The sequence below is a fragment of the Moraxella pluranimalium genome, assembly GCF_002014825.1.
Lineage (GTDB): Bacteria > Pseudomonadota > Gammaproteobacteria > Pseudomonadales > Moraxellaceae > Moraxella > Moraxella pluranimalium.
Map to the genome: position 1 here is coordinate 37,878 of NZ_MUYU01000025.1, position 13,148 is coordinate 51,025.

Annotated in this window: 6 protein-coding genes; 3 read left to right on the plus strand and 3 right to left on the minus strand. The window is 47.6% G+C overall.

Translation table 11 applies throughout. From position 1 onward, the window contains the following. Positions 1-126: 126 nt before the first annotated feature. Positions 127-1,068: a DUF2628 domain-containing protein gene (locus B0680_RS09055; protein ID WP_078254781.1), complete on the plus strand. Its 942-nt coding sequence runs from the start codon at positions 127-129 to the stop codon at positions 1,066-1,068. Positions 1,069-1,087: 19 nt separating this feature from the next. Then, positions 1,088-1,852, plus strand: coding sequence for a TraX family protein (locus B0680_RS09060; protein WP_078254772.1), 765 nt, complete (start codon positions 1,088-1,090; stop codon positions 1,850-1,852). 11 nt (positions 1,853-1,863) lie between these two features. Here the strand turns inward: B0680_RS09060 and B0680_RS09065 are convergent, their stop codons facing one another. The 3 genes from B0680_RS09065 to B0680_RS09075 are packed head-to-tail and all read right to left on the minus strand — an operon-like array spanning position 1,864 to position 5,324. Then, a complete protein-coding gene (locus tag B0680_RS09065) occupies positions 1,864-2,070 on the minus strand; it encodes a hypothetical protein (RefSeq protein ID WP_143821408.1) in 207 nt (68 codons plus the stop codon). Between the two features lies 1 nt (position 2,071). Then, positions 2,072-4,384, minus strand: a complete 2,313-nt coding sequence (locus B0680_RS09070) for a primosomal protein N' (RefSeq protein WP_078254774.1) — start codon at positions 4,382-4,384, stop codon at positions 2,072-2,074. Between the two features lie 34 nt (positions 4,385-4,418). Next, positions 4,419-5,324, minus strand: a complete 906-nt coding sequence (locus B0680_RS09075; protein ID WP_078254775.1) for a Dyp-type peroxidase — start codon at positions 5,322-5,324, stop codon at positions 4,419-4,421. 571 nt (positions 5,325-5,895) lie between these two features. Between B0680_RS09075 and B0680_RS09080 the strand changes: the two genes are divergently transcribed. After that, complete coding sequence (locus B0680_RS09080) at positions 5,896-12,969, plus strand: ESPR-type extended signal peptide-containing protein (RefSeq protein ID WP_078254776.1); 7,074 nt, start codon at positions 5,896-5,898, stop codon at positions 12,967-12,969. Positions 12,970-13,148: the final 179 nt, after the last annotated feature.

Here is a 13,148-nt window from a genome sequence, read left to right on the forward strand (position 1 = left end):
TTTGTGATTTTGAACAAGCGGACAAACTTGCCTGCCATGCCGTCTGCTGTCAAGTTGTGCCGTTGTCTGTCGCTTTTTTGTTTTCGTCAAATTGTTTTTTCAAATTTTGCCAAGCTAAGCCAAGTTATGTTTCGTTTACCATTTTTAGAAGATACCACGCCGCCGCCATTTTATCAGGCGAATATCAGCGATGCCAAGCGCCGTCAGCTTGACCAGTGGTTTATCGGTCATCGCTCGCAGGCGTATTATCTGAGACGCTTTGAAGAATTTGACAAGGCGGGTAAACTGCACGCACGCTGGCATTGGGCGGCGTTTTTTATGACTTTTGGGTGGCTGTTGTACCGTAAGCGTTATCTGGACTGCGTGGTGTATTGTGTCGCTGGTTGGTCGTTTATTAAGGTGAATATTGCCATCATCTTGGCGGTGAGTGAGTTTGTGCTAATTAGCCATTTGCCCGAAGCATGGCAGGTGATGACCCGTGTGGGGATTGGTCTTGTGGTATGGCTGTTTTGGGCGGGGATGGTTGCTAGGTGGTCGGATGCGTATTATTATCGCATGGCTCGGCGTGAGATTGCCGATGTGTTTGAGCTGTATCCGGATGATGACGAAGCTCAAAAAGCGCATCTGCGCCACGAAGGCGGGGTGAGTCTTGTGGGGCTGTCGGTGGCGTTTGCGATTTTTGGGATATTGCTGTCGATTATCGTGACGCAGTTTGTGCCGATTTATGCCAAGTCAAAAGAACAAGAACTGCTGTACGACACCTATCGCAGTGCCAATGCCGTTGCTCGGCGAGTGGATGTCTTGATGGCAAGTACAGGGGCGTGCCCGACGCATCTGCCTGTGATGACCCAATACCCAAAAATCCGCATCCACATCACCGATGCACCTGCAGGCATAAAGACAGACTGTGCGGTGGTGGCGACCATCACAGGGGCGCATTATCCGATTCGCTATCTCAATGAACGCACGATGACCATCTATCGCACCCATGCCGATGATGGGCAGACGCTGTGGCGGTGTCAGACATCACTGTCCAAGAAACACTCGCCAAAGCACTGTTTGGATTGATGGCTAGGATTTAGATTAAATGACGATGGCTATCAAGCGATTAAGCTTATTTGACCTAAAGCTCATCATGCTGGTGGCGATGGTCATCGACCATGTGGCGTGGGCGTTTGTGGCGACTGATAGCATCGCAGGCGAGCTGATGCATACCATTGGGCGGATGGTTGCGCCGATGATGGCATATTTCTTGGCGATGGGGTTTGTCAGTAGTCGCAATGTGATGCACTATCTTGGGCGGCTGTTTGGCTTTGCGGTAATTTCGCAGCCTGTGTTTATGTGGTTTCAGTACCAAATCGGCATGGCAGATAGCATCGGTGATGTCATCTGGGGCAATGTGCTGTTCTCGCTTGGCATGGCTTTGTTGGCATTAATGCTGTGGCAGTCGCGACTTGAAATATGGTTGAAATTAGTCACCATGCTACCGCTGATATTGTTGGCGACTTATAGCGAGTATGGGCTGGCGATGATGCTGTGGGCGGTGATTTTTTGGTATTGGATGGATAATCCTAGGTATCAGCTGATGATGTATCTGCTGAGCCTGCCTGTGGCCTATGTGCTGATTTATGGGATAAATGCCACAGTGGGGCTTGGCTTTATGCACATTGGCATGGCACTGACTGCAGTGCTAATTGCACTGCACAACGGACAAAAAGGGCGAGCGATACCGTCGTGGCTTGGCGGTCGCTATGTGTTTTATGGATTTTATCCTGTGCATTTGGCAGTGCTTGCGGGGATGGTGTGGGTGTTTGGTCTTGACAGGTGGTGCATTTATCCATCATCATCTTAATACAATCATTCTTATGCTTGGTTATTCATCAAATTCATGGCGATAGCTTTGTTCACCAAGCGTTCACGGATTTGGCGACGGGCTTGTGTGCTATCAATGGTGAGACCGATGCCCGTATTGGCTTTTGCTATGCGTGCTTTGATGATTTGCCAAGCTTGTTCATCAGTCGTCTGCTCATGGTGCTTGGCAGAGCATGAGTTATCATAATTGTCTAACAATTTACCACCCCACAGGATCAACATCAATACTCATCCGCACCGCCTTCGTGCTTGGTAGTGCTTGCACCTGCCCCCACCAAGTATCCAAAAACTGATGCAAGCTCGGTCTATGCTTAGATAAAATCAGCATCTGCACCTGATAGCGGTTGTTTTTCTTTGCCATTGGCGCATCGGCGACATTGATGGCAAAGGGATGATCGGCAGGGATGAGCTGCCTTGCCTGTATGATGGCATCTTTGGCACGGGCATACTGACCGCTCTCAGCACGGATCAGCACCGCATGGCTATAGGGCGGTAGTCCTAGTGCTTGACGCTCGGTGAGCAGCTGATGGGCAAAGGCATGATAGCCATCACGCATGAGTGACATCAGTAGCGGACTGTTCGGCTGTAGTGTCTGAATGAGTACAAGCCCCTGTTTCTGCGCTCGTCCTGCTCGTCCTGCCACTTGGATGATACGCTGCGCGGTATGCTCAGGCGAGCGAAAATCAGGGGACAAAAAGCCTAAATCCGCATTAGCAATCACCACCAGCGTAACATTGGGAAAGTGATGCCCCTTAGCAATCATCTGCGTACCGACGAGTATCGCAGGCTCACCTGTGTGGATTTGTCTTGTAATGGTATCCCATGCGTCTTTTTTTCGCATGGTGTCACGGTCGATTTGGATAATCGGATAAGTCTGCTGACTCACCTGCGGATTGGCAAACAAAGCGTGCAGATGCTCGACCAGTCGTGTCGTCCCCGTGCCGACACTGTCGAGATTGGCACTATGGCAGTCAGGGCAATGGCTTGGCATCGGTGTGATATAGCCACAGTGATGACAGCGTAGAGTGCTGTACATCGGCTGTAAGTTATTTTTGTGCACGGTCAAGTGCGCATCGCAGTTGGGGCAGTCTGCCTGATGACCACAGGCGGAGCAGATGAGTATCGGTGCATAGCCACGACGATTGAGAAACACGAGCACCTGCTCACCCCTCTCAAGCCGTGCTCGTATCTCACGCACCGTCACAGGGGAGAGCGTGCTGTCACTGCTTTTGCCATCGGTGTGCATGGTGTGCTGTGTGCCCAGTCGCATATCGACAAGCTGATATCTCACCGCTTTGGCATCCCCTGCACGGCGAGTGAGCATCAGACGGTGCAATTTACCATCTTGGACAAGCTTCATCTGCTCAAGGCTTGGTGTTGCCGTCCCAAGCACCACCACAATCTTGGCAAACATCGCTCGCACCATCGCCACATCACAGGCATGATAGCGTAGATGGTCTTGTTGCTTATACGATGTGTCATGCGCTTCATCGATGATGATCAGACCCAGATGATCAAAGGGATACAGCACGCTTGAGCGTGTGCCGATGATGATTTGGGCGACACCTGTTTGGCAGTCATGCCAGCCTGATAGTCGTTCGCTGTCGGTGAGATTGGAGTGTAGTACGCAGATATTGGCATCAAAGCGATCGCCAAAGCGTGCACGAGTCTGCGGTGTCAGCCCAATCTCAGGCACGAGTATCAGCACCTGCTTACCCTGTGCAAGCGTATGCGCCATCGCCTGTAGATAGACTTCGGTCTTGCCAGAGCCCGTCACACCATCGAGTAAGAATGCCTGATAGCATCCGCCATCACAGGCATCGGTGATGGCATTGAGTGCCTGTGCCTGCTCAATATTGAGCGTGAGCGCAGGGTGCTTGAGCGTGGCAGGGCGTGGCACAGATGGCTGTATCAGGGTGTCAAACGGCTCAATCAGCCCCTTATCCTGTAGTGTCGTCAGCACCTGCCGAGTCGCCCCAAGACTCATCAGCGTCGTCTGGCTGATACCATCGGGATGTGCGATGAGCGTTTGTAATATCGCTCGCTGTTTCTTGGCGGTCTTTGGCAGGCGAGCGATGAGATCATCAGCCATACCATCAGCCATAGCATCAGATACGCCATCAGGCAGGATGGCTCGATAATGGCGTATCGGCTGGGTGATAGGCTTACCTTGATTGATGAGTGTCGGTAGCATTACCGAATACACATCACCGAGCGGATGATGATAGTAGTGCGATAGCCACTTGGCAAGTCTGATGAGCTCATCATCAATGATTGGTGTGTCATCGATCATCTGCTCAATGGGCTTTAGCTTATCCATCGGCACTTGGCTATCAGCGCGATCAATCAGCCCGACCACGATACCGATGAGTAGGCGACGACCAAAAGGCACAACCACACGCATCCCCACCTGTGGCAGGGACAGATGTTTAGGGCATAGATAATCAAAAAAATCCCCCACAGGCACCGCCAATGCGACTTGGGCTAAGCGATCATGGTGCGAGTGGGGCATACGATATTCCGTGCTTTTGATGGCTAATGGTCAATCACAGTGCCGACAGACGCTCAACTGATGGCGCATAATAATACGCCCCCGATACCGCTGTGGTGACATTCTTGAGCAGTAGGTCAGTCTTGCCATCAGTCTCGCCGAACATCGACAGTAGCTGTGCTTCGATATTCCACAGGCGTGCACTATAGGCGATGAACATCAGCCCATGCTCACCACTGACCGTGCCGTATGGCAGACTGCGACGGACGATTTCGAGTGTTTTGCCGTCTTCTTTGAGATTGGTGCGACCCAAGTGCGAGTCAGGCAGACGATCAGCCTTATCAAACTCGATATTATCCACCTTTGAGCGACCGATACAGTGCTCTTGTTCGGCGATAGGCAGGGCATCCCATTTTGGCAAATCATGGCGATATTTTTGTACCATCACATAGCTACCACCGGCATCGATACCATCTGCGATGACGGCGACTTCGTTGATATGCTCGCCTTGGGGGTTTTCTGTGCCATCGACGAAGCCTTCTAGCCCGCGATTTTCGACCCAGCGAAAGCCATGCGTTTCGCTCTTGATATCAATCAAGCCATCAAACGCACGCACCACCGCCATCGCTAGGCTGAAGTTGATATCATGGCGCAGCGACTGGATATGAAATAGCACATCCTGCTGTGTCGCAGGAGCAAGCCCACCGCCGAGTGGACGGAACGGCTTGATTTGGCTACCTTCACCATCTTTGGCAAATCTCGCCCACGCATCCGCCCCAAAGCCGATGGTGAGGCTAAGCTGTTCACCGGCGTACTTATCCTGTAGCTCGGAAAGTGTGCTCAGTGCATCACGGCACGCTGCAGCAATGGCAGTCGTGTCATCGGTGGTGAATGTCGCTTCAATAAAAATACCCGCACGGCAATGATCAAAGATGATGGCTGACTGTGGTGTGGCTGTCATGGCTGATCCTTATAAGTTTAATGTTAATCAATGGTAAATGGAGTTGAATAATATCAATGTTTAATCATTATACCAAAAAAATCCCAAGGCGTGGATAGCTACGCTGATAAATTAGCAACCATCATCAATCAGCCCATCCATCCTGACAAATCCGCCAACAAGCCCAAGCCACACCGCCAATCAGTCGCTCAAATATGATTTGCAATTTGGTTAATTCAATCATAAAAATTTGTAATTAGTAATAACATATCATTTCACCATTTGAAATTTACAAAAACTATACACAACCCCCCCCATTGATAAAATTGTATAAAAATACACGGAATAAACTATATATAAATCAAATAGTTATCATGCAAAAATTACTAGTACGAACTTACAAAATGAATAAAATATTTCAGGTTATCTAGACGAATTTATGCTAAAATACACCATGATAATTTCTGTAAGTTGCGCCATTGTTAGGCGAATCTTACGGCTTCAATTGGTCTTAAGTGTATGTAATTATTTTGCGACTATTTCGTGATAATCCACCACTTAAGTTTTTTTGTTCTAAACTAATAGAGATAATATGAACAAAGTCTATAAAGTAATTTGGAACCATGCGACTCGTACATGGGTCGCTGCTTCTGAAATCGCTCGCTCAAAAGGCAAAACAAAATCAGTCAAGACTGCTAAGACAGCCCTAGCGGCAGCCGTGGCAGTAGCTGCAGCAACTGCAGGCACTTCTGCACATGCAGCGATGGCTGTGGGTGGTGATCCAAACGGTGCAATCGATGAAGTTGTTGCAGCGGATTGGTCAAGTTTGTCAGCTGCACAACTCCAAGCTATCTCAATTACCGCCGGTTCAGGTAAGAGTGCCGCAACAGTTTCAAATGCGGGCAAGGGTATGGCAATTGGTGAAAATGCAACTGTGTCATACGTCCATGCTACAAATGCTGGTTTGATGAGAAATGCTGGTGGTACTGCAATTGGTTACAACTCAACAGTTGAAAACTCAATGAAGGGTACTGCTATTGGTGCGGAAACATATACTAACTATAATGCGGTTGTGATTGGTGCTAATGCTAAATTCATTGGCGATAGTGCCGATAGATCGGTTGAATCAAGACCTGCTGTTGTTATTGGTAGTGATGCACTAGTACGAAATGTTGGGACGGATGGTCAGAATCGTGGAGCAACCGTAATCGGTGGTAATGCACTCGCTGGATTTTTAACCCCTGCTGGCGCTGCTGCTGGTACTGCGGGAAGTCTAAGTGATGTAGATTATACTACATATAGTGGCGGATTGGATGCAGGCCGCTTGATGTATCGCGCAGGTGTTACTGATGATACAGGTGCTCAATCTCGACGCTTGCAATCAAATGAAGCGGTTGCGATTGGTTTTGACTCTCGTGCTATCGGCGATCAGTCAATTGCAATCGGTGCCCAGGTTGTATCAGGTCATTCATCGGTTGCGATTGGTTCAAATGATTATGACGCAATCGTAACTCAGCCTAATGTTGCTAACAAATTCTACGATATCACAGGAACGGAATTACCAAAAAACAATGTCAGTGGCTGGTATGAAACTACCTATGCTAAAGATGGCTCTGTAGCTATTGGTGCAAAAGCACATTCAAATGAGTTGTTTGGTACAGCACTGGGTTCAGCCGCTTATGTACAGGCGGGTGCTGAGCTAGGTACGGCAATTGGTGCGGGGGCTCGTGTAGGCAACCAAACAACAGCAGCTGGTGCTAATATGACCTCCACCTCTATTACTTCTACCAAAGGTGGTGTGGCAATCGCAGCAGGTTCGGTGGCAGAAGGTGATTTCACTACCGCAGTAGGTACAGGTTCTAAAGCTCTGGCAGTGAACGCAACGGCTCTAGGTTATAAAGCACTTGCAAATGCAACTAACGCAACCGCAGTTGGTGCGGCAGCCATTGCAGCAGCTGACAATGCTCTTGCTTATGGTGCGAACGCTACCGCATATGCAGATAACTCTGTCGCTATCGGTACGAATGCTACCGTTACTTCTACTGGTACATCGTCTATCGCCTTTGGTTCAAATGCCAACGTATCAGGCGAGCGTTCAGTTGCACTAGGTAATAATATCACTGCTCTAAGCACCAATGGCTCAGTCGTCCTAGGTGATAGCTCAGTCGAAGTGACTGGTAAAGGCGCTGGTGCACCAGAAGCAGTTGCGACTGTTAAAGAAGTGACCATTGGCTCAGGCGCAGCGACATTGACCTACTCAGGCTTTGCAGGTCAGGTCAAGGACGCAGGTCAGTACGTATCTATCGGCTCAGTGGGCGCAGAGCGTCAAATCAAGAACGTCGCACCGGGTGCAATCACCAATGTATCTACCGATGCCATCAACGGCTCACAGCTATATGCTGCGTTGGATGTTGTTGGTCAACAAATTGGTAACATCTATTTCCATACTAATGATGGAACAACTACTCAAGGAGCAGGTGATTCTGCAACTAACCTTGGTAAAATTACCGATAAAGCAGGTGCAACAGGTGAGTATGCAGTGACTGCTGGTGTGAATGCGACATCTCCGTCAATAGCAGGTGTTGCAATTGGTCACGGTGCAAAAGTTGAGAAATCATCTAGCACCACAGGTTCTGGTATTGCTATCGGTACAAATACATTGGCACGTGATGGCAGTGTTGTTATCGGCCAAGAAGCTAAAATTATAGGAGATACTGGTCCGTCAGGTGCTCCAGGCGCAGTTGCTGTTGGTAAAGGTGCAACTGTTGAGCAATACAAAGGTGGTCATTCAACGGCAATCGCAATCGGTAACAATGCTTATGCGATGGCTTCACAAACTACTGCACGTGGAACGGATCGCTTAGGCAATGAGGTTATTGTCGGTGTTGGTACCTCTATTGGTGATAGCGCTGTTTCTGGCCAGAGTTCTGTTGCATTTGGTCAGCTTGCCAAAGCTGAGAAATCGAATGCTGCTGCATTAGGTACAACCGCGCTTGCATCGGCTGATTATGCTTCTGCTGTAGGTTTTGCTTCAAAAGCAACTGGTGATCAGTCTGTCGCTGTTGGTTATAACGCCACCGCTGCTAAGTTTATGGATACCGTGATTGGTCCGATGTCTAGTGCAACAGGTGGAAACTCTGTTGCGGTAGGTCCAGGTGCTCATGCAACTGCCGGTACTGCTATCGCGATTGGTTCTGCTTCAAATGCTAACTCAACAGGCTCAATTGCAATGGGTTGCCAAACTAAAGCATTTGCAGTGAATGCGACCGCTATCGGTCATGCTGCTACAGCAGCTGATGTTGCGGCGACCGCAGTCGGTGTGGCGGCACGTTCATTTGGCGATAGCTCGTTTGCTGCTTCTCGTCTATCTCGTGCACATGGCGACAGCTCAAATGCAGTTGGTTTCCGTGCATTTGCATTAGGTACCAACTCAACAGCAATCGGTACCAATGCGACAGCATCAACAGGTAACTCAATTGCTATCGGTTCAGGCGCGGTGTCTGGTCAAGCGACTGCAGACTTGACAAGACTAAATGCTGCTCATGCAACTCTTGCTCAGCAGTACAATACTGCAAATGATCCAGCAATCATCGCAGCACAAAAAGCAATCATCGCTGCTGAAGAAGCAAAACTGGCTGCTGCGAACGCACAAAATACCATTGCAATTGGTAATTTAGCCCAAGCAACTCACGCAGATGCAGTGGCTTTAGGTAGTGGCTCAATTACAACAACAGCTAATCCAACCACTGAAGGTACGGTTGCAGGTGTAACTTATGGCACATTTGCAGGTACAACACCGACATCAGTAGTATCTGTTGGTTCTGAAGGTAAAGAGCGTCAAATCGTTAACGTAGCGGCAGGCCGTATCTCACCAACATCTACCGATGCAATCAACGGCTCACAGCTATACTATGCTTATAAACAAGCGGCTAAACCATTAACGATCACTGCCAACACCAATGCAGATACCGATGCTGAGACGCTAGATAAGACTTATGCAGCAGGTGACGGTACACAGCAACAATTAGGTGAAGCACTTGCTATCATCGGTGCAGCGACTAAAGTAGATGGCGTTGCTCGTGATACAGCAGCTCCAACAGCAGGTACTTACTCAGCCAAAAACGTACAAACCGTTGTTTCTAACAATGAAGTACAAATCCAAATCGCTGAAAAACCTGAGTTCAAAGAAATCAAAGTTAAAGCTGATGATGCAGACAACAACCCAGTTGTTATCTCAAGTGGCGCAGGTGATACTGGTGGTACGATTTCTAATCTAACTACTGTTATCCAACCACCAGTAGGTGCAACCGAAACTACAGCGAAACCAACCACTGGTCTAACCAACGCTGCTACTCTAGGTGACGTACTAAATGCTGGCTGGAACCTAAAAGAAAACGGTACAGCTAAAGACGTAGTAACACCATACGACACTGTGAACTTCGTTAACGGCAATGGTACTACTGTTACTGTAACGCCAAGCAATAACGGCGCTTCAAATGAAATCAAAGTTGACATTAACCTTGCTGATCCAAACCTAACCACGACTGTTGGTGATAATAAGCTTGCAGATGATACAGCAGGCAAAGATGGTAAAGTTGAAGCACCGACAACAGGTGGCGACAAACTGGTTAATGCAACCACTGTGGCTAATGCTATCAACGCATCAGGCTTTACTCTGAAGTCTTCTGCAACTGCAGAAGGTACCAAAGACGTAGCAAGCACTGGTGATGAACTTATCAATCCAGGTGATGTGATTGAGATGGTTGCTGGTAAGAATATGGCTGTTAAGCAAGCAGCTAACGGTACAATCACTTACTCAACTGAAGATAGCGTTGAATTTACCAACGTAAACGTCACTTCAAAACTACCAGTTACTTCAATCAATGTCGGTGAAAAAGCCGCAAAAACTGCAACCGATCTACTTGATCTGACCACTGCAGCGAAAAACACACCTGATGCTGTTGTTACCGCCAAAGATCTAGCGAACTACGGCTGGGTAGTAGCAACACCTGACAATGGTTATGATGCAGCTGTGAAGAATGCAAACACTGTAAACTTCATCGGCGACAACCATATCTCTGTGACTGGTGCAAACAATGCAACAACTGGTACTTATGATGTGAAGATTGAGCTTGCTGATTCAGGTGCGATTAGCTTTGTAGAAGATACCACAGGCGCAGCCCCAGTTAATACAGGTGCTGTCAAAGCGGGCGATACAGATGGCAACAACCCAACTGGCTTTGTAAGTGCCAAGACCGTCGCTGACGCTATCAACGGCTCAGGCTGGAGAACCAACTCAACCACAGCAACTGGTCCAGCAACCGAAACCTTGGTTAACCCAGGTGAACAAGTCAACTTTGAAGCTGGCAAAAACATGGTTGTCACTCAAAAAGTTGAAAAAGATGCAAACGGTGCAGATGTGATCTCTTACACCTATGCAACAGCTGATGACGTAACCTTCAACAGCACCACTGTTGGTGGCAACGAAATCACTTATACAGATAAAGATGGTAATCCAGTTACTAAAAATAAAGCTGGTGATTTTGTTGATGCTCAAGGCAATGTTGTAGATCCAGCAGATGTTATCACCAAAGTGGAGAACCCAATCACTATTGGTACTGTAGATGGTAAGAATGTGATTTCTAACCTAAATTCTACCTTGCCAAATACAACAAGTGTCGGTGATGCACCTACAAAAACTGCGCCAAACAAAGCGGATGGTACACCATTTACCGCAAAAGACGCTCAAGACCTTGTGAACACTGCAGGTAATAACGCAGCAACACTAGGTGACGTACTAAATGCTGGTTGGAATCTGAAAGTTAACAATGAAGATGTGGACTTTGTTAAGCCATACGACACTGTTGCCTTTGTAAACGGTACTGGTACGACTGCACGTGTTGAGTCTAAAGATGGTGTTCAAAGCAATATCACATTTGATGTGAATGTTGATAACAAGACCACCGAAATCACTTATGCAGATGCTAAAGGTAACCTACTAACTCCTGTTAAAGATGCAGCTGGCAACATCACTGGCTATACCAATGAAGATGGTTCTCCATACACTGGTCCTGTAACCAGCCAAATCTCTGCTATTGGACCAAAAGTTAATGGTGAAAACGTCACTGGTCCAATCAGCCTAGTTAATGGCGATACGACAACCGTGACTAACACACCAGATGGTATCAAGGTTGAGGTGAATACTGGTGAAATCACTCCTGAAGCCGACGGCTCTGTCACAGGTCCTGTAACCCCAGCGTTGACTGATGCGCTAAAAGCAGCTGAAGATGCACTAGCAGCACTACCTGATACTGCAACTGAAGCTGAGAAGAAAGCAGCTCAAGATGCCGTAGATGCAGCACAAACTGCAATCAACAATGCAGGTAATCAAGTTGCAACTGCTCAAAACGTTGCAGATGCAATCAATGGTTCAGGTTGGAACCTACAAGAAAACGGTAACCATAAAGACCTAGTTACACCATCTAATATCGTGAACTTCGTCAATGGTACTGGTACAACAGCTAATATTACCACCAGCAAAGATGGTACGATTAGCAATGTGACTTATAATGTGAATGTAGATAACAGCACAACCATGATTACTTATGCTGCGACCGATGCAGATGGTAATCCAATCACAGCATATCTACAACCAGATGGCACTTACAACACCCAAAAAGATGGTAAGGGTGCGACTGTAGAAGCAGATAAGATCACAGGTAGCCAAATCACAGCGATCGCTCCGACGACTCAGGTCAATGGCAATGATGTAACCGGCCCTGTAAATCTAGTGAATGGCAATACTACCACGGTATCTAATACACCAGATGGCATCAAGGTTGAAGTGAATACCACACCGCTAACCAATGCTGATAATGGTAAGGTCAACACACCTGCTAAGCCAGATGCAATCGCAACCGCTGGTGATGTCGCTAAAGCAATCAATGGTTCAGGCTTTACACTAACCGCGCAAGGTGCAAATGGTTCATTGGTAAGTCCAGGTGAAACTGTAGATATGAAGAATACTGATGGTAACATCAATATCACCAAATCTGCAGATAACAATGATGTGATCTACAATCTGTCAGCAGATGTGAATGTATCTAACTCAATCACAGCGCCAAATGTTAATGCAACGACAGTGAATGTTGGTGGTGCAGTCAATGGCGCACCAAACACAGCGCTAACCACTGTTGCAGGCACTGTACTTGAGTCTGATGGTACAACTCCAGCAACTGCTGATCAAGATCCAAATACTGGTGCAGGTACTGGCTATGCCCTAAGCGTTGGTGGTAACCAAATCACTCACGTAGCAAATGGCGCAATCAGCCCATCTTCTACTGATGCGATCAACGGTAGCCAGCTATATGCGCTACAAAGCAACATCAATAACCAAATTGGTGATGTGAACAACCGCATCGGTGATCTAGATGCTAACCGTAAAGCTGGCTCAGCATCAGCGATGGCTGCTGCAGGTCTGCCACAAGCATACCGTGAAGGTCAGTCTGGTATCGTAGCGGCTCTAGGTCAGTACGAAGGTGAGACTGGTGTGGCTGTAGGCTTTACCTCAATCTCTGACAATGGCAAGTGGTTGTTCCGTGGTTCATACGCAACCAACAGCCAAAACGAGAATGCAGGTAACCTAGGTATTGGTTACTACTGGTAATGTAAGTATTTAGTACACAATCGCATCGCAGCTATTGCGGTGCGATTTGTGAATTATTTAATTACTTTCTAACACAACCCTTAACGGTTGTGATAAAATATAGTCACGCAAAGTAAACATTGCGATAGACTTCATTGATTTTAATCATCTTAAGGAACTTCTATGAAAACCCTTTACAA

Coding starts and splice junctions, on each gene's coding strand:
- B0680_RS09055 (WP_078254781.1), top strand. CDS start 127: ATGTTTCGTTTACCATTTTTAGAAGATACCACGCCGCCGCCATTTTAT.
- B0680_RS09060 (WP_078254772.1), top strand. CDS start 1,088: ATGACGATGGCTATCAAGCGATTAAGCTTATTTGACCTAAAGCTCATC.
- B0680_RS09070 (WP_078254774.1), bottom strand. CDS start 4,384: ATGCCCCACTCGCACCATGATCGCTTAGCCCAAGTCGCATTGGCGGTG.
- B0680_RS09075 (WP_078254775.1), bottom strand. CDS start 5,324: ATGACAGCCACACCACAGTCAGCCATCATCTTTGATCATTGCCGTGCG.
- B0680_RS09080 (WP_078254776.1), top strand. CDS start 5,896: ATGAACAAAGTCTATAAAGTAATTTGGAACCATGCGACTCGTACATGG.